This is a genomic window from Roseobacter sp. HKCCA2468 (assembly GCF_037805105.1).
Taxonomy (GTDB): Bacteria; Pseudomonadota; Alphaproteobacteria; order Rhodobacterales; family Rhodobacteraceae; genus M30B80.
The window spans coordinates 93,920-111,019 of sequence record NZ_JBBLYN010000002.1; the positions used below are offsets into that span (position 1 = coordinate 93,920).

The window sequence follows — 17,100 nt, forward strand, 5'->3', positions numbered from 1 at the left end:
TGCGCGCGGGGCCAAGTCTCCGACTACCTTGTCAAAACGGATGAACATTATGAAATCTTCCTATCTTCCTGGCATCCTTGCCATGGCGGCCATTGTTTTGGCCTCAAATATCCTTGTGCAGTTTCTATTCGGCAATTGGCTGACATGGGGTGCCTTTACCTATCCACTGGCCTTTTTGGTCACTGACATCATGAACCGCGTCTATGGTGTCGCAGCCGCGCGGCGCGTTGTGTTTGCGGGTTTTGTGACGGGCGTGATCTGCTCTCTCATCGGCACGCAAATCATGGGCGAGTTTGGGCCATTGGTGACTTTGCGTATTGCTCTTGGTTCTGGCCTTGCGTTCCTCGTGGCGCAGTTGATGGATGTGGCCATATTTGACCGCCTGCGCGCAGGCGCATGGTGGCGCGCGCCTGTCGTCTCGACCTTGGTTGGGTCTAGCCTTGATACAGCGCTGTTCTTCACCATCGCGTTTTCAGCAAGCCTCAGCTTCCTTGAACCTGCCAATGATGTCTCTTGGGCGGGCGATATCTTGCCCATCTTGGGCCACGGCCCCGAAGCGCCGCTGTGGGTATCCCTTGCCATTGCTGACTGGTTGGTCAAGCTCGCGCTCGCGCTGATCGCACTTGTGCCATTCCGCCTGATTACCCGCAAAGTTTTGGCACAGGTTGCGTAAAAACTTTTGACAAACACAAAATATGTGGCAACCTGTGAATAACAGAAACGTAATGAAAGGAGGTGATCCAGTGTCTAGAGAGGTATTGGAGAAAGGGTTCGGGACAGCGATGGAGGTGCGCCTTTAAGCAGCCTTAAGGGCGATAACCGAAATGGCTGGGCGATAATTTCCTAACCGCGCCCACCTCCTGATTTCTCGAAGGGCCGCTTGCAAGAGCGGCCCTTTTCGATGAGAGGTTTCCCATGACTGAGATAGATCATCTTGCATTGGCCCACCGCGAGGGCCTGCCCGATGCGCTGCGCATTCTGTTGCAGGATTACCCGCGCGAGACATGGCAAGCGCATCCAAATTTTGGAGGCTTGGTCGCATTCTGGTTGGATCGCCACCTTATGTTCCGCAGACTTGACGCCATGTTGACCGATGCGGTGCAACAGGCGCTAGATCGCAATAATAATCCGCAAAACTTTGCGCGCAACCTGTCGCGCTTTGGTGGGATGCTTCTTGAGCAATTGCACGGCCATCACATGATCGAAGATCAGCATTATTTTCCGTTGCTTGTGCAAAAAGAGCCCAAACTTGAACGTGGTTTTGATATTCTTGACCGTGACCACCACGCGCTTGATCCGCTGTTGACGGATTTTGCTACGGCAGCGAATGGGGCGATTACGGGCGCGCTTGCGGGTAAAGGGCCAGATGCAATTGCCCCTCTAGAACGAGAGCTGGCCCGCCTGTCCCGTCTGCTAGATCGGCATTTGCAAGATGAAGAAGAACTGGTGGTTCCCGTCATTCTAAAATTCGGCCCTTCGGGCCTAGACGGATAATGCAAAGCCCCCGCCGATTGGGGGCTTTGGGGGAAAGTTTAGAAATCTAAGTTCTCAACACTCAGAGCGTTGGCTTGGATGAATTCGCGGCGGGGTTCTACGACATCGCCCATCAGTTTGGTGAAAATGTCATCCGCATCGGCCAGATCGTCAATTTTGACCTGCAACAAGGTGCGCGCCTCTGGATCGAGGGTGGTTTCCCACAGCTGGCCTGGGTTCATCTCACCCAAACCTTTATAGCGTTGCAGGGTCAGGCCCTTTTCACCCTCCGCCAAAATGGCATCCAGCAATTCGGTCGGGCCATGGATGATCTGGTTGCGTTCTTTACGGGCAAGATGCGCTGGCTTTGCAAAAATCTCGCGTGTTTCGGCGCTGACGGAGGAGAGCTTGCGCGCCTCGCCAGACCGCAGAACCGCACCATCAAGGTTTCTGATTTCCTCCACCCCGCGCAAAACGCGGCTAAGGCGGATCCCATGATCTTGGGTGATACGCCCTTGCCATCCGCGCTCGTATTCCACGGCGACCAAATCAAGGCGCGCCGCGATTTGATCCGCAACACCCTGAAGATCGCTGTTCAAGCGGTCTTGGTCAAAGCCGCCCGCAAGCGCGGCCTGTTCAAGGATGTGACGGGGATAATGGGTTGGGAAGGCCTCAAGAACACGGCGGAAGGCACGCGCGCCCTCAACAACACGCGCTAAATCTGCGCCTGCAATTTCTTCGCCAGAAGGCATACGCAGAACCGCGCCATCAACGCCCATTTGGATCAGGTAATCCTCAAGCGCTGCTTGATCTTTCAAATAGACCTCGGATTTACCGCGCGCGACCTTGTAAAGCGGTGGCTGCGCAATAAAGAGATTTCCCGCCTCAATGATCTGCGGCATCTGGCGGAAGAAGAAGGTCAACAACAGCGTGCGGATATGCGCGCCATCAACATCGGCATCTGTCATGATGACGATCTTGTGGTAGCGCAGTTTTGATAGGTCAAACTCGTCCCGCCCGATGCCTGTGCCAAGCGCGGTGATCAGCGTGCCAATCTCTTGGCTTGACAACATGCGATCAAAGCGCGCGCGCTCTACATTAAGGATTTTCCCGCGCAGAGGCAGAACCGCCTGATTGTGCCGCGACCGGCCCTGTTTGGCGGAACCGCCGGCGCTGTCACCCTCGACCAAGAACAATTCAGATTTGGCGGGGTCTTTTTCCTGACAATCCGCCAATTTACCGGGCAGGCTGGCCACATCCATTGCCGTTTTGCGGCGGGTCAACTCGCGCGCTTTACGCGCGGCTTCGCGGGCCAAAGCCGCTTCGACAATCTTGCCCACGATATTACGGGCCTCTTGGGGATGTTCTTCAAACCATTCGCCAAGCTTTTCGTTGACCAAATTCTCCACCGCAGGGCGCACTTCTGAGGACACCAATTTGTCCTTGGTCTGGCTTGAGAATTTTGGATCAGGCACTTTGACAGACAACACGCAGGTCAGCCCCTCGCGCGCATCATCGCCTGTGAAATTGACCTTTTCGCGCTTAGCGATACCCGATGTATTGGCGTAGTGGTTGATCGTGCGGGTCAGCGCACCACGAAAACCTGCCAAATGCGTGCCGCCATCACGTTGTGGGATGTTATTGGTGAAAGGCAGCACGTTCTCATGATAGCTGTCATTCCACCACATCGCGACCTCAACGCCGATGCCATCGCGTTCGCCCGACATAAAAATTGGATCTTCCAGCATTCCTGATTTGGAGCGGTCGATATACTTCACGAATTCGCGCACACCGCCCTCATAGACCATCTCGCTGCGCAAAGGTTCGGCGGGGCGTTCATCCTCAAGCACGATTTTGACGCCCGAGTTCAAAAAAGCCAATTCACGCAGACGCGTCTCTAGGGTTTTGAAACTATAGTCCAAGTTCGAAAATGTGGTCAGCGAGGCGAGAAAACGCACTTCCGTGCCCTTTTCACCATCGGAGTCCCCCACAACGCGCAAATGCTCGACCGTTTCGCCACGTTCGAACTTGGCGTAATGCTCTTTGCCATTGCGCCAAATGCGCAGCTCCAGCCAATCGGAAAGGGCGTTTACAACCGACACGCCGACACCATGCAGACCGCCAGACACCTTATAGGAGTTCTGGTCAAATTTGCCGCCTGCGTGCAACTGGGTCATAATCACTTCGGCAGCAGATACGCCTTCCTCAGCATGCATATCCACAGGGATACCACGGCCATTATCGCGCACGGAAACCGAATTATCGGCATGAATTTTGACGGATACTTGCGTGGCGTGACCTGCCAATGCCTCGTCAATGCCGTTATCGACAACCTCATACACCATATGGTGCAGGCCAGAGCCATCATCAGTGTCACCGATATACATACCGGGACGCTTGCGAACCGCCTCTAAGCCCTTGAGAACTTTGATGGAATCTGCGCCGTATTCCTGCGGCGCGGGCGCGTTTTCGGCCATGGGGACCTCTGCCTGTTTATTATGCGGTTTTATAACGCGTTGTTGTGGGAATGTCACGCCTTTGCCACAATATTTAGCGGTTGAACACCGCAATCGCTATCGCCACCAAGATCAACAGGCCGCCCGCGATCTTGTTAATCCGTGTCAGCGCCACTGGGTTCGTCACAAGGCGGCGCGCACGATCCACAAAAAGCGCAAAAAACGTATTTCCAACCAATGGCACAAACATGGAGATGGCCCCAATCAGGGCGATATCGGTCGCGGTAATCGTGCTGAGATCAAAGAACCCCGGTAGCATCCCCATGTAGAACAAAATCGCTTTGGGGTTGGCTAAAATCACCGCAAGGCCTGCAATGAATCCTGCCCAGACCCCTTTGCGATTAAGGCGGCTATCGGCGCTGATTTGGTGGCCTGCATGACGGATCAGCATGACCCCCATACCTGCAAAAACAACCACAGCGAGCCAACGCAGCGCCTCCATCACCCAATCATAGCTTGCGACAATCCATGCAAGCCCGACCAAGGCCAGAACTGACCATGCAGTATCGCCTAGTGCCACACCAAGCATCAGGGGAAACGCCCCGCGCATCCCATGCGCCAATGTGCGTGCGGTCAAGGCCAACCACACAGGGCCAGGGGTGAGAAAAAGCACGAAAAGCGCGCCCGCATAGAGCGCCATTTGGGCCAGCGTTATTGTCATTGTCCTACCTAATTGGCCGCTTCCACTCCGAGCGGCACCTCTTGCGCACGCGCGCCAAATTCCATGAACAATTCTGCGCCCGTGCCTGTCAAGAAAGCTTGGGCATTCAGCGCGCATATTTCGTCAAAGAGGGCTGCTCGCCTGTCTGCATCAAGATGTGCCGCCACTTCATCCAACAGCACCAAAGGGGCGCGGCCCGTGTCCTGCTTTAACGCGCGGGCATTGGCCAAAATCAGAGAGACCAAAAGGGCCTTTTGCTCACCCGTGGAGCATTGCCGCGCTGGGGCATCCTTGACGCGATAAATCGCGCCAAGATCAGTGCGATGCGGCCCAACCAAAGTGCGCCCTGCTGCCATGTCCCGTGACCGCGTGTCAGACCACAACGTGACCAAATCGGTGGGCGCGGTAAAACCCTCTCCCTCCTCCAAGGCCAGATCTGCAATAGGGAAACTGGTTTCCGCCTCCTCTTGCGCGGCAGCAATGCGGGTCAAGGCGGCGCTGCGATTGGCGCAAATTTGCTCTGCGGCACTCATCATCTGACGTTCAAGCGCTGCATACCAACCCGCATCGCGCACCTGATCCTTGAGCAAGCGATTGCGATCCCGCATGGATTTTTCATAGGCCAGAACCGCCTCACCATGATCTGGAAAGAAGCTCAGCGTAATGCGATCCAAAAACCGCCTGCGCCCTTCGGCCCCTTCAATCCAAAGCCGATCTTGCGATGGCACCAGCCAAACCATCCGCAAAAGGCGCGCAAGCGCCAATTGGGGCGCGGATTTCTCATCTATCTCGACCTGACGGGGGCTGCTTGGCTCGGCGCGGGTGATGATCTCATGCACAGTGTCGTCAATCTGCAGGGTCGCCGCCACGCGCCACCCAATCACCTCTGGGCGGCGGATCAAATCCTCGGACGGGGCGCGCCGCAGCCCCCGACCAGGGGACAGCATCGAAATCGCTTCTAAGATATTTGTCTTGCCCGCCCCATTTGGCCCATAAATCGCAACAGGCCGGCCATCGAAAGACAGCCGCAAACCACGATGGCTGCGAAAATGCGACAGATGCAAATTCGAGATATAGGCACTCATCCTGCGCGCTCTTTCAATCTACTTGGCGCGCGCGGCGCCTCAGACCCGCATCGGCATTACAACATAGATCGCGCTGGTGTCGTTCCCTTCGCGCATCAAGGTTGGATCACCCGATGAATTGAACATGAACACAGCGTTCTCGCGATCCACTTGGCTGGCGATTTCAAGCAGGTATTTAGCGTTAAAGCCGATCTCGAGCTTTTCATCCGCATAGGCAACCGCCAACTCTTCCTCGGCCGCGCCTGCATCTGGGGCATTCACCGACAGAACCAAACGATCCTCATCAAGGGACAGTTTCACCGCGCGTGAGCGCTCGGACGACACTGTGGCGACACGATCAACTGCACGCGCGAATTCAGAGGCATCCACCTCCAATTTGCGGGTATTGCCCGATGGGATCACGCGCTGATAATCTGGGAAGGTTCCATCAATCACCTTCGAGGTCAGCGTGATCTCAGGTGTAGCGAACCGAATTTTTGTCTCAGATACGGAAACCGCAATCACCGCATCGTCATCTTCCAACAATTTGCGGATTTCACCAACGGTTTTGCGCGGAACGATTACGCCCGGCATGGCCTCGGCACCTGTGGGCAACTCGGTGTCCACGCGCGCCAAGCGGTGACCATCTGTGGCAACCGCGCGCAGCATCCGTCCCTCTTCACCTTCGGCAATATGGAAATAAACGCCGTTGAGATAATAGCGTGTTTCCTCAGTCGAAATCGCGAATTTGGATTTATCGAACAAGCGGCGCAGCGCCGGCGCTTTGGCCGAGAAATTTGCGCTATATTCGGACGAAGACATCACAGGAAAATCTTCCTTGGGCAATGTCGCCAAAGAGAAATTCGATCGGCCCGCCTGAACAATTAAGCGACCCGAGGCTGCATCATCACTGATTTGCACCAAGGCCCCGTCAGGCAGTTTGCGCGTAATTTCATGCAGTGTGACCGCCGAAACCGTGGTGGCACCCGCTTGTTCAACATGGGCATCCACCTTGTCGACCACCTCAATATCAAGGTCGGTGGCACGAAAGGAAACATGGCTACCATCCGCCTCGATCAACACATTCGCCAAAATAGGGATTGTGTTACGGCGTTCGACAACAGATTGGGCTTGGCTGACAGCTTTGAGCAGGGCCGCGCGCTCGATCGAAAATTTCATAGCCTCGTCTCCAACATATAGCGGGGCGCAGAGGTTACTATCTCTGCGCCGCAGCACAAGTATTTTATCAGCAATGTTTCGATTGGCACAGTCGGGGTCAATGACAATCTTTCGATTGGCATGGCTTAGTGCGGAAAATCACGCCTCCAATAGACGGCGCAACAATTCTGCATCTTCCACGAATTGGCTATCCGTGCTCATCAATTCTTCGATTTTGCGGACACCATGCAAAATGGTCGTATGATCACGGCCCCCAAATTTGCGCCCGATTTCTGGCAAGGATCGCGTTGTGTATTTCTTGCACAAATACATCGCCATTTGCCGAGGACGCACAATATTGCGCGCGCGATTGGGGCTCATCAAATCTGCTGGACGCACTTTGTAATAGTCGCAGGTTTTTTTGATGATTTCATCCATCGTCACCTTGCGGCTGGTCGCGCGCAAAATGTCAGAAAGGCATTCTTGGGTCAGATCGAGCGTGATTTCGGCACCCACCAGATCAGCAAAGGCGCAAAGACGCGTCAAGGCTCCTTCAAGCACCCGCACATTCGATGAGACACGATGCGCAATGAATTCCAAAACCCCGTCTGCGATTTTCAAATCACGATAGCGTTGGCGCTGTGTTTCGAGTTTGGATTGCAGGATACCAAGGCGCAATTCGTAATCGGTTGGATGTAAATCCACCACCAAGCCGCATTGCAAACGCGAGGCGATCCGACTGTCGAGATCCTCCATATCAACAGGCGCACGATCCCCCGAAATGATAATCTGTTTACCAAGTTCCACCAAAGCGTTGAACGTGTGAAAGAACTCTTCTTGTGTAGAATTTTTGCCTGCGATGAATTGCACATCATCAACCATCAAAACATCAACCGAACGGAACATCTGCTTAAAGCCGATAGTATCTTTTTCCCGCAGCGCACGCACAAAGCGATACATGAACTGTTCAGCAGATAAGTAATGAATGCGCTGATTGGGCTTGTTTTTGGTCAACTCCCAAGCAATCGCATGCATCAAGTGGGTCTTGCCAAGGCCAACACCGCCGTAAAGAAACAGCGGGTTAAACGCCACGGGGCCACCTTCGGCAACACGGCGCGCGGCGGCATGGGCCAACTCATTCGGTTTGCCCACGATAAAATTCTCGAACGTATAAGCAGGGTTCAAATTAGACAAAGGAATGTCCGCATCGGCGCTGATCGCGGCCGAGAGGTCAGGCGCAGACTGCACTGGCGCCTCAACTGCAGGCGTTTGCGGTGCATTAGGTGTTTGGGGCGCGCTCTGCACCAAGAATTCCAAGCGGTCTACTGCAAGCCCTGCGCCATGCAGGTGGCGCAAAATTACATCCCCAAATTTTTGCGAAACCCAAGTGCCAAAGAAATTCGTGGGGACACGGAAACGCGCGATGCGGGCATCGATGCGGTCAAACTCAATCGGCTCAATCCAAGATTTGAAGTTATTCTTTCCAATCGCCGATTGCAGTTCATTACACACATCCGCCCACTTGTCGTTCGTCATCATGCACCTACACTTATTTTTAATTTTGCCGCACGAAAACCACCGTTCTGGCAGTTCCCACGCGGATTATCCCCGCTTAACGTTTTCAGAAAATCTGCCTGACCCATTGCAAGTCCAACGGCATAAATATGCCCGCTTGCAACGTCCAAACCGCGAGAGCGAACCGTCTTGAACGATTTTTGCAAAAAAGGTGCCCACCCGCAGTTTGCGAGATCCTATTTTGCCGTTCTTAAAATACGGTCACTCTCTCGAGGGAACACAAACACCTTCGGTGCAGACGCTTGGCATCTAAGCCATAGGTCACAGCGATAACCATACGTAGAAACGCAAAGGCATCACTCAACCTGTAGGCAGATTAATCCACCCTGCGCCGCGCACGAAAATTTGCGCGCGTTGGTTCTTACACCTGTCAGCTGTCCCCCCAGACAATCTGAATCACCTTGCGAAGCTAGCGGGAGTCGCGCCCCCCTCGCAATAGAACTTCACGCTTGACACAATTCTTTTTCAAAGCCGAATCTGATGCATCCGCAGAACGGCCTTGATCGACAAAGATTTTCCCAAAAAAAACGCCCGCAAAAGCGGGCGAATTTGTCATAATAATTAGGTCAAAGCCCAATATTACTTGGCCGAAAGCGCCTTCACACGGGCCGACAGGCGCGACATTTTCCGCGCAACCGTGTTTTTATGCAGGACACCTTTTGTCACACCGCGCATCAGCTCAGGCTGTGCATCGCGCAACGCGGCTGCAGCAACAGATGCATCGCCTGTTGCAATCGCTTCTTCAACTTTGCGCAGGTAGGTGCGGATACGCGAACGGCGCGCTTTATTTACTTCATAGCGGCGCTCATTCTGGCGGGCGCGTTTTTTGGACTGAGGCGTATTTGCCATCGGTTGATCCCTTCTCTCAGGCTCGTATCAATTAAAATGCAACGCGCGCCTGTCCAGCACCAACCACGGGTTTATAACCGGGTCCTCTGGCCAAAGCGGGCCTCACACGCATGTCTGAAGGGCGCATTACGGGAATTCTGACAGAATGTGAAGCCCTGAATCACTTGTCGCGAAACTGAGCTTCGCGCTTTTCAAGAAAGGCTGCCATGCCTTCCTTTTGATCTTCAGTGGCAAATAGCGCATGAAACAGGCGGCGTTCAAACAAAACGCCTTCACGAAGCGTGGTTTCATAGCTGCGATTGACCGATTCTTTGACAGCCATCACAGTGACCATGGATTTCTCAGCAATCTTGGCCGCCGCACCCATGACCTCTTCCATCAATTTTTTGGCAGGGACAACACGGCTGACAAGACCTGCCCGCTCTGCTTCTTCAGCGGTCATGAAGCGGCCTGTCAGATGCATATCCATCGCTTTCGACTTACCCACAAAACGGGTGAGGCGCTGCGTGCCACCGATCCCCGCGACAATGCCCAAATTGATCTCAGGCTGTCCGAATTTTGCCGTGTCCGCGGCAATGATAAAGTCGCACATCATCGCCAATTCGCATCCCCCGCCCAAGGCGTAACCCGCAACGGCGGCAATAATGGGCTTGCGACAGCGCAGTAATTCTTCAGTCTCAGTTGTGAATAAATCACCTGCGAATACATCGACAAAGCTTTTCTCGGACATTTCTTTGACATCTGCCCCAGCGGCAAAGGCCTTATCCGAGCCCGTAATAACGATTACGCGAACCTTATCATTAGAATTGGCGGATTTAATGACCTTGGACAATTCGCCGAGCAACTGAATGTTCAGCGCGTTCAACGCATCGGGTCTGTTCAGCTTGATTAGGCAGACATGGTTTTCAATGTCCACAATCAGGGTTTCATAGGCCATTGCCAGTCAATCCTCGCAGGTTCGCATTCGCGGCAGGGTTAACAGGATAAGCCAAAAGTTGAAACTACCTTTGGCAGGCAGGGCAGTAGAAACTTGACCGCCCCGATTGCACAATACGGCGGATCACGCCCGCGCATCCCGACTTGAGGCAAGGCTGGCCTTCGCGGTCATAGGCTTGGAATCCATGCTGGAAATATCCTAATTCCCCATCTGCTTGGCGATAGTCACGCAAGGATGACCCGCCCGCTTCAAGTGCCTCGGATAAAACCTCGCGAATGATTGGGACAAGGGAGGCAACACGCGCAGGTGCAATTCGACCTGCTTGACGGGTTGGGGATATCCCCGCGCGAAACAGGGATTCGCAAACATAGATATTTCCCAAGCCCGCCACGATCCGCTGGTCGAGCAATGCCGCCTTGATCGGTGTTTTGCGCCCAGACAGCGCATCGACCAAATAGCGTTCATCAAACTGGTTGCCCAAAGGTTCTGGGCCGATCTCGCGGATCAACCAGTGATCCGCCTCACCCGCAGTCGCAAACAAATCCATCGCACCAAAGCGGCGTGGATCGTTAAAGGTGACACGCGCGCCTTGTGCCATTTCGAAAACAACGTGATCATGTTTTTGAGGGGCAGGATGGCCATGCACAAACTGCGCAAGTGTCTCGCGCGCGCCTTCAGGCAGCGAAATCAACATTCGCCCCGACATGCCCAAATGGATCAAGACAGTCGTGCCGCGATCTAAATCCATCAAGATGTATTTCGACCGCCGCCGCAAACGCAGAATACGCGCTCCAGAAACATCCCGCGCCATATTGGCAGGGAATGGCCAACGCAAACCCTCACGATTGAGGCGCAATTCTGTGATTACCTGCCCCTCCATGACGGGGATAAGACCACGGCGCACTGTTTCCACTTCGGGAAGTTCTGGCAAATTCTTCACTCCTTGTTCCAAGCGTCGCATTGTCAGGCGGCCCTTGCTGCCTATAAGAGAGGGGAGTTGAGAAGGAGGGCAAGGCCCGATGACGTCGAAAGATGAAAGCCAAGACAGCCGCACCACCCATTTCGGTTTCCAAACCGTGGGCGAGGATGAAAAGGCAGGCATGGTGCATGGCGTGTTTTCCAATGTGGCAAGCCGCTATGATGTAATGAATGATGTCATGTCCGCAGGCATTCACCGCGTTTGGAAAGATGCGATGATGGATTGGCTTGCCCCGCGCGCGGGTCAGGACTTGCTCGATGTTGCGGGCGGGACGGGCGATATCGCTTTCCGCTTTCTCAAACGCGCGCCTTCTGCGAAGGCAACAGTGCTTGATATGACGCAATCCATGCTGATCGAGGGGCAAAAGCGCGCTGAAGCCGCGCATATGGCCGACAGCCTGAATTGGATTGTGGGCGATGCCATGGCGCTGCCCTTTGAAAACAATCGTTTTGACGTCTACACCATCAGCTTCGGCATCCGTAACGTGACCCGAGTGCAGGATGCGCTGAATGAGGCGTTTCGTGTCCTCAAAACTGGTGGACGCCTGATGGTTTTGGAATTCAGCCAATTGCCGAATACGGGCCTGCAAAAGCTTTATGATCTCTATTCATTCAATGTGATACCGCGCATGGGTCAGATGATCGCCAATGATCGCGACAGCTATCAATATTTGGTCGAGTCGATCCGTAAATTTCCCGATCAAGAGACCTTTGCAGGGATGATCCGCACCGCTGGGTTTGAGCAAGTATCCTATCGCAATCTCAGCTTTGGCATCGCCGCGCTGCATTCTGGTTGGAAAATTTAACCGATGCGCGGGCCACATAATATTTGGCGTGTTATCCGCACAGGCGCCACATTCGAGCGCACAGGTGCAATGCGTGTGGCGCTTGAGGCGCTGAAGGCACCGCGTTCCTTGCGCATTGCAGCACGGGTTTTGGGCCTGCCGTTTGCATGGCTGGGGCATCGCGGTGACCCCGCACTACCACCTGTAACACGCGCGCTGACGGCCCTTGGCCCTGCCTATATCAAATTTGGGCAAATTCTATCGACCCGCCCTGATGTGGTGGGTTCAGAATTGGCGCAACAATTGCGCGTGCTGCAAGATAAGCTGCCACCCTTCTCGACAGAGCGCGCCAAAAAGGTCATTTCCGATGAATTGGAAATTCCTGTCGACCAATTATTCAGCGCCTTTTCCGAGCCAGTCGCAGCCGCCTCTATCGCGCAAGTGCATCAAGCGACCTTGGCTGAGACAGGACAAGAGGTTGCAGTTAAGGTGTTACGCCCCCAAATCGGGCGCGCCTTTCGCAAAGATATCGATGCCTTTTACCTGATCGCATGGTTGGTCGAAACCCTTGCGCCTGCCACGCGGCGGTTGCGTCCGCGTGAAGTGGTCGAGCATTTCGAAGGTGTGGTGCTGCAGGAACTTGATCTGAGAATCGAAGCTGCCGCAGCAGGGGAATTTGCGGCCAACACGGCAAATGACGAAGGCTTTGATGTGCCCCAAATTCAATGGGGCCTGTCATCACGGCAGGTGATGACGATGAGTTGGGCCAAAGGTGTGCCGCTTGGCGATGTCGCGGCGATTGACGCGGCAGGCTTTGACCGCCGCGCCTTAGCCGCGCGCGTGCTGCAGATGTTCCTGCGCCACGCGCTGCGGGATGGCTATTTCCATGCCGATATGCACCAAGGAAATCTCAAAGTTTCACCTGTGGGTGACATTGTGGCCTTGGATTTCGGAATCATGGGGCGGCTCGATGAATACACGCGCCGCGTCTATGCCGAAATTTTGATGGGCTTTATTCGCAAAGATTACCGCCGCGTGGCAGAGGTGCATTTTGAAGCGGGATATGTGCCCGCCGATCGCGATGTTGATCAATTCGCGCAAGCCCTCAGATCGGTTGGCGAGCCAATTTTCGGCATGGATGCAAGCCGCATTTCGATGGCACGGCTTCTGTCATATCTATTTGATGTGACTGAAAAATTTGGCATGGAAACGCGCACTGAACTGATCTTGCTGCAACGCACAATGGTTGTTGTTGAGGGGGTTGCGCGCTCCCTTGATCCACATATCAATATTTGGGATGTGGCAAAGCCCGTGGTCGAAGATTACATCGCCCGCAACATTGGGCCTAAAGCCGTAATCGCCGACCTTTTGAAAACCGCAAAGGTTCTCGCGCGGTTTGGCCCGCGTTTGCCAGATTTAGCTGAGGCGGCGCTGCTTGCGCAGGTCAACACCAAACCTACAAAACCTGTCTCAAGGTGGAAGGAGCGTGTGGCCTATGGCGCGCTCGGCTTTGGTTTGGCGGGGGGGATTTTGGCAATCGCTGAATTTCTATAGGCGTCTTTATGGCATGCGTAGCGCCTCAACCTGATCGGCGGCGATTTCAACCCCACCTGCCATAACAAGTCGCAGTTGATCCCCCTCCATCCGCGCTTCATGAATGCGGGCAAATACGCGGACAGGTTCGGTTTTTGGAACCTCCTCCCTCTCGATATAGGCGCGCGTCTCAAATCGATAGGTGCCATTCGGCAAAGCGGCGCCTGCCTCTGTTTCACCCGTCCATGTGAGCCGTCCCCCTGCAGGGTCAATTGCTTGGGTTTGCACAACTTGGCCCCCGGAATTCATCACCACCAATTCCATCCGCGCGGCACGATCATTTGGCGTCACCTCAAGCTCAAGAGGGGTGCCAACGCGTCTCCTCGGCCACCATGACAGGCTCGGATCGCACATGACCCGTAAGGGCCAAGGGGTTTGTGACGATGTCAAACAACTCTACCATCACAGGGGCAAGAATACGCAGGATATCCCCCGCCGCCCCATCAGGGGTAAAAAGCGGTGCTTCAGGGCGCGAAAAGATTTCGATGATCAAGCCCTCATCCGTGACGCGCATCTGCACATGGGCCAATGCCTGCGCCAGCACGGCATCTTGGGCGGCGGCGGCCTCAAGGAACTGGTTGGCCGCCTGCATATGCTGATCCCCCATGGGCTGGTTTTCAAAGTTTGTGCCGCTTGCCCCCAAACTCTGCCGCCCCTCTGTGGGTCGGCGATTGGTCGCGCCTGTGCCATTTTGCGCCACGGAGAGCTCGGAAAAGGGGCGTTCACCGCCAAATGCGCCCTCGCCACCACCAGAAATTCGGGCAATTGGAACATTGGGGCTAAAATAATCTGCGATACCCTTGCGCTGCTGCTCGGTTGTGGCGTTCAAAAGCCACATCAACATAAAGAACGCCATCATCGCGGTCACAAAATCCGCATAGGCCACTTTCCACGCGCCGCCGTGATGACCATCCCCGCCAACAACCTTTTTCCGTTTAATGATAATGGGGCGATTTTTCAGATCATCAGCCATAGGCGGCATCCACATTCCCAAAGACAAAGCCTCACGAGCCCAGAGCGTAATGCGAGAAACTTTAGGATCGGGTAAACGGCTTTTGCACTTCCCCCAAAGCCGTGGTTAACTGCGCGAAAGAACAATCTGCTCATATAGGATGGCATAACGATGGCGCGGATGATTTACATTCTCAATGGCCCAAACCTTAATCTCTTGGGCAAGCGAGAGCCGCATATTTACGGGCATGAAACCCTTGAAGATGTTGAACGGCGGTGTAAGGCGCTGCTTCCCGAAGGGTTTGACCTCTCTTTGCGCCAATCAAATCACGAAGGCCAACTCATTGACTGGATCCATGAGGCGCGCGAAGCCGCCTGTGGTATTGTCATCAATCCAGGCGCCTATACCCATACCTCAATCGCAATTTATGATGCACTTTGTGCCTATGAGGGGCCAGTGATTGAGGTGCATATATCGAATGTTCATAAACGCGAAGCGTTTCGCCATCACTCCTATGTCTCTGGGCGTGCCGAAGGCGTGATCGCAGGGCTTGGGCTTGACGGATATGAGGCCGCCACGCGGCGCATCGTGACCCTAAATGGCGCATAATTAGCCCACGCGGCGGTCATGCCATAGCTTTCGGATATAGGTTTCCACAGTCGCGCCAAGCACATCATTGCGGCGGGGCAAATCTGACTGCGTGTCCCCTGTTGGCGCTGTTTCAATCAACTCAAGCTGGCCATTTTCATGTTCGGCAATCGCGTGATGCGGCCCGTCACGGCGCACCCATGAGCCACAATTTGCGAACACACCCCCGCCGGCTTGGCTCAATTCAGGCATATGACTGTGGCCGCAAATGATGCCGTCCAACCCGTCACGCGCAGCGCGCTCAAGCGCGAGCCGTTTGAAGGACTGACCCAAAAGCGGCATCCCCCCTTCAATGGATTTGCGCAAAGACCATCGTTTCTTGCGACTGGCCACCTCTGAGACGCGGCGCGGGTTGATAGGCTGAACATAGCCTTTCTCAGTCAACCAAGACCAAAGATTATCCAAGGATTTAGACGACCCTTTGACCAGACGATTGTCAAATTGATCGCCATGCATGACCAAATACCGCCGCCCATCAGCCGCCAAATGGATCACCCGCTCCTCAATCCGAAGCCCGAATTTTCGCAAAATCAATGGTCGGAGAACCGTGGGTAAAATCTCGCGCAACTTTTCGTCATGATTGCCCGTGATGACCGTGACGCGCACACGTTCATCGCGGCGCAGGCGCAGTATCTCGCCCAACACGTTCTGACAATCCTCATTCCAGAACCAACGCTTTTCTAATTTCCAGCCATCAATCACATCGCCAACCAAAAACAGGTTGCGGAATTCATAGCGCGCCAAGAGCCGCCGAACGGCCGCAAGATCAGCCGCTTTGTGGCCCATATGCAGATCAGAGAGAAACAAACTTCTGATCTTGATTGGCTGAGGGCGCGGATCAGCCATGGCTCTCGCAGACAAGGTTCTTGTGGAACACATCGGCCACTTCGGGCCATGAATAGCGCGCCTTGGTTTTTTCATGCCGCTCTTGCGGGCTACCTTTGGCAGCAAGAGCGCGGCGCACAGCATCCGCAAGATCAGTGTCACTGATCGCCCCAAGGGTCGGATCGTGACCCATAATGTCCGATGGGCCTGGTTCATCAAAAGCCGCAATTGGCAGGCCTGAGGCTAACGCCTCAATCAAAACAATTCCAAACGTATCAGTGCGCGAAGGAAATACGAAAACATCCGCATCCCGATAGGCATCGGCCAAAGCGCGCCCTGTTAAGCTGCCTGTAAACCGCACGCTGCCATAGGCTTTGCGGAGATGTGGCAAAAGCGGGCCATCTCCCACAACGATTTTTTCCGCTGCAATGGGAAGATTGAGGAAAGCTTCGATATTCTTCTCTTTCGATACGCGCCCCACATAGAGAAGCCTTGGAGGCTCGGCGCGCTTTGCAAGGGGGGCGGGATAGAACAGATTATAATCCACACCACGCAACAGCCGCACCATCGGCGCGGTAAACCCGCTATCTCGCAACTGCTGCTCAATCCGCGCAGTCGCAACAAATACGCAGGTCGAGGCATTATGAAATTTACGCAAAACGGCCATGACACTCCGCTCAGCGAAACTGCTTAAAAATTTGGGAACGCGCAGGGCAATATATCGGGCAAAATCGGTGTGGAAGGCCGTGGTGAATGGAATGCCGCGCGCTGTGCAATAGCGCCAAGCCGCCCAACCCAGTGGGCCTTCAACCGCGATATGGATTGCATCTGGCGCATAGTCTTCAATCAATCGGCGCAAAGGGCGCGCGGGTAAGATTGCCAGTTCAATCTCTTTGTAAAACGGCAGCGCGATCCGCCGAAAATCTTCTGGGCCAACGACCCGAACATCCACATTGCGCGCTTCAAGCGCAGCGATGATATTTTGGTAAGTGCGCACCACACCATTGATCTGGCCGCCCCATGCGTCCGAAATGATTAAAACCCGTTTTGGCATTGGCGCTGTTGAGGTGCCGCCCATAGTCGCCC

Annotated in this window: 17 protein-coding genes; 5 read left to right on the forward strand and 12 right to left on the reverse strand. The window is 54.5% G+C overall.

Annotated features, from left to right (window positions below):
• Positions 1-49: 49 nt before the first annotated feature.
• Both AAC620_RS06915 and AAC620_RS06920 read left to right on the forward strand, forming a co-directional pair.
• A complete protein-coding gene (locus tag AAC620_RS06915) occupies positions 50-673 on the forward strand; it encodes a queuosine precursor transporter (RefSeq protein WP_317657216.1) in 624 nt (207 codons plus the stop codon).
• Positions 674-915: 242 nt separating this feature from the next.
• Positions 916-1,494 (forward strand): hemerythrin domain-containing protein, encoded by a 579-nt coding sequence (locus tag AAC620_RS06920; protein WP_340243780.1) that lies wholly within the window; start codon positions 916-918, stop codon positions 1,492-1,494.
• 38 nt (positions 1,495-1,532) lie between these two features.
• On the opposite strand, the gene gyrB is transcribed toward AAC620_RS06920, so the two are convergent.
• The 8 genes from gyrB to mutM all read right to left on the reverse strand — a co-directional run bounded on the left by gyrB (position 1,533) and on the right by mutM (position 11,164).
• A complete protein-coding gene (gyrB, locus tag AAC620_RS06925) occupies positions 1,533-3,950 on the reverse strand; it encodes a DNA topoisomerase (ATP-hydrolyzing) subunit B (RefSeq protein WP_340243782.1) in 2,418 nt (805 codons plus the stop codon).
• A gap of 73 nt (positions 3,951-4,023) precedes the next feature.
• Positions 4,024-4,650, reverse strand: a complete 627-nt coding sequence (locus AAC620_RS06930; protein WP_340243784.1) for a LysE family translocator — start codon at positions 4,648-4,650, stop codon at positions 4,024-4,026.
• An 8-nt stretch (positions 4,651-4,658) separates the two neighbouring features.
• Positions 4,659-5,735 carry a DNA replication/repair protein RecF gene (gene recF, locus AAC620_RS06935; protein ID WP_340243785.1) on the reverse strand — a complete coding sequence of 359 codons (1,077 nt, stop codon included), beginning with the start codon at positions 5,733-5,735 and terminating at the stop codon, positions 4,659-4,661.
• A 39-nt stretch (positions 5,736-5,774) separates the two neighbouring features.
• Positions 5,775-6,893, reverse strand: a complete 1,119-nt coding sequence (gene dnaN / locus AAC620_RS06940) for a DNA polymerase III subunit beta (RefSeq protein ID WP_317657211.1) — start codon at positions 6,891-6,893, stop codon at positions 5,775-5,777.
• Between the two features lie 138 nt (positions 6,894-7,031).
• A complete protein-coding gene (gene dnaA, locus AAC620_RS06945) occupies positions 7,032-8,408 on the reverse strand; it encodes a chromosomal replication initiator protein DnaA (RefSeq protein WP_340243787.1) in 1,377 nt (458 codons plus the stop codon).
• Positions 8,409-9,026: 618 nt separating this feature from the next.
• Positions 9,027-9,296 (reverse strand): 30S ribosomal protein S20, encoded by a 270-nt coding sequence (gene rpsT, locus AAC620_RS06950; protein ID WP_317657210.1) that lies wholly within the window; start codon positions 9,294-9,296, stop codon positions 9,027-9,029.
• A gap of 160 nt (positions 9,297-9,456) precedes the next feature.
• A complete protein-coding gene (locus AAC620_RS06955; RefSeq protein WP_317657209.1) occupies positions 9,457-10,233 on the reverse strand; it encodes an enoyl-CoA hydratase in 777 nt (258 codons plus the stop codon).
• Positions 10,234-10,297: 64 nt separating this feature from the next.
• On the reverse strand, positions 10,298-11,164 hold the full coding sequence (gene mutM / locus AAC620_RS06960; protein WP_340243788.1) for a bifunctional DNA-formamidopyrimidine glycosylase/DNA-(apurinic or apyrimidinic site) lyase: 867 nt from the start codon (positions 11,162-11,164) through the stop codon (positions 10,298-10,300).
• Between the two features lie 88 nt (positions 11,165-11,252).
• On the opposite strand from mutM, the gene ubiE reads away from it, so the two are divergent.
• On the forward strand, positions 11,253-12,017 hold the full coding sequence (gene ubiE, locus AAC620_RS06965; protein ID WP_340243789.1) for a bifunctional demethylmenaquinone methyltransferase/2-methoxy-6-polyprenyl-1,4-benzoquinol methylase UbiE: 765 nt from the start codon (positions 11,253-11,255) through the stop codon (positions 12,015-12,017).
• A gap of 3 nt (positions 12,018-12,020) precedes the next feature.
• Positions 12,021-13,550, forward strand: coding sequence for a 2-polyprenylphenol 6-hydroxylase (gene ubiB / locus AAC620_RS06970; RefSeq protein WP_317657206.1), 1,530 nt, complete (start codon positions 12,021-12,023; stop codon positions 13,548-13,550).
• 6 nt (positions 13,551-13,556) lie between these two features.
• On the opposite strand, the gene AAC620_RS06975 is transcribed toward ubiB, so the two are convergent.
• Positions 13,557-13,943: a FlgD immunoglobulin-like domain containing protein gene (locus tag AAC620_RS06975; RefSeq protein WP_340243790.1), complete on the reverse strand. Its 387-nt coding sequence runs from the start codon at positions 13,941-13,943 to the stop codon at positions 13,557-13,559.
• Entirely contained in the window at positions 13,888-14,562 is a 675-nt protein-coding gene (locus tag AAC620_RS06980) for a flagellar motor protein MotB (RefSeq protein WP_340243792.1), read from the reverse strand. The genes AAC620_RS06975 and AAC620_RS06980 overlap by 56 nt, the downstream gene beginning before the upstream one ends.
• 150 nt (positions 14,563-14,712) lie before the next feature.
• Between AAC620_RS06980 and aroQ the strand changes: the two genes are divergently transcribed.
• Positions 14,713-15,150 carry a type II 3-dehydroquinate dehydratase gene (aroQ, locus tag AAC620_RS06985; protein WP_340243793.1) on the forward strand — a complete coding sequence of 146 codons (438 nt, stop codon included), beginning with the start codon at positions 14,713-14,715 and terminating at the stop codon, positions 15,148-15,150.
• Here aroQ and AAC620_RS06990 read toward each other — a convergent pair whose 3' ends face one another.
• Positions 15,151-16,035, reverse strand: coding sequence for a UDP-2,3-diacylglucosamine diphosphatase (locus AAC620_RS06990; protein ID WP_340243795.1), 885 nt, complete (start codon positions 16,033-16,035; stop codon positions 15,151-15,153).
• Positions 16,028-17,092 (reverse strand): glycosyltransferase family 4 protein, encoded by a 1,065-nt coding sequence (locus AAC620_RS06995; protein WP_340243797.1) that lies wholly within the window; start codon positions 17,090-17,092, stop codon positions 16,028-16,030. The genes AAC620_RS06990 and AAC620_RS06995 overlap by 8 nt, the downstream gene beginning before the upstream one ends.
• Positions 17,093-17,100 lie beyond the last annotated feature (8 nt).

Bases quoted from the DNA above. Each gene is read 5' to 3' on its own strand.
- AAC620_RS06915 (WP_317657216.1), top strand. From the start codon at position 50: ATGAAATCTTCCTATCTTCCTGGCATCCTTGCCATGGCGGCCATTGTT.
- AAC620_RS06920 (WP_340243780.1), top strand. From the start codon at position 916: ATGACTGAGATAGATCATCTTGCATTGGCCCACCGCGAGGGCCTGCCC.
- gyrB (WP_340243782.1), bottom strand. From the start codon at position 3,950: ATGGCCGAAAACGCGCCCGCGCCGCAGGAATACGGCGCAGATTCCATC.
- AAC620_RS06930 (WP_340243784.1), bottom strand. From the start codon at position 4,650: ATGACAATAACGCTGGCCCAAATGGCGCTCTATGCGGGCGCGCTTTTC.
- recF (WP_340243785.1), bottom strand. From the start codon at position 5,735: ATGAGTGCCTATATCTCGAATTTGCATCTGTCGCATTTTCGCAGCCAT.
- dnaN (WP_317657211.1), bottom strand. From the start codon at position 6,893: ATGAAATTTTCGATCGAGCGCGCGGCCCTGCTCAAAGCTGTCAGCCAA.
- dnaA (WP_340243787.1), bottom strand. From the start codon at position 8,408: ATGACGAACGACAAGTGGGCGGATGTGTGTAATGAACTGCAATCGGCG.
- rpsT (WP_317657210.1), bottom strand. From the start codon at position 9,296: ATGGCAAATACGCCTCAGTCCAAAAAACGCGCCCGCCAGAATGAGCGC.
- AAC620_RS06955 (WP_317657209.1), bottom strand. From the start codon at position 10,233: ATGGCCTATGAAACCCTGATTGTGGACATTGAAAACCATGTCTGCCTA.
- ubiE (WP_340243789.1), top strand. From the start codon at position 11,253: ATGACGTCGAAAGATGAAAGCCAAGACAGCCGCACCACCCATTTCGGT.
- ubiB (WP_317657206.1), top strand. From the start codon at position 12,021: ATGCGCGGGCCACATAATATTTGGCGTGTTATCCGCACAGGCGCCACA.
- AAC620_RS06975 (WP_340243790.1), bottom strand. From the start codon at position 13,943: ATGTGCGATCCGAGCCTGTCATGGTGGCCGAGGAGACGCGTTGGCACC.
- AAC620_RS06980 (WP_340243792.1), bottom strand. From the start codon at position 14,562: ATGGCTGATGATCTGAAAAATCGCCCCATTATCATTAAACGGAAAAAG.
- aroQ (WP_340243793.1), top strand. From the start codon at position 14,713: ATGGCGCGGATGATTTACATTCTCAATGGCCCAAACCTTAATCTCTTG.
- AAC620_RS06990 (WP_340243795.1), bottom strand. From the start codon at position 16,035: ATGGCTGATCCGCGCCCTCAGCCAATCAAGATCAGAAGTTTGTTTCTC.
- AAC620_RS06995 (WP_340243797.1), bottom strand. From the start codon at position 17,092: ATGGGCGGCACCTCAACAGCGCCAATGCCAAAACGGGTTTTAATCATT.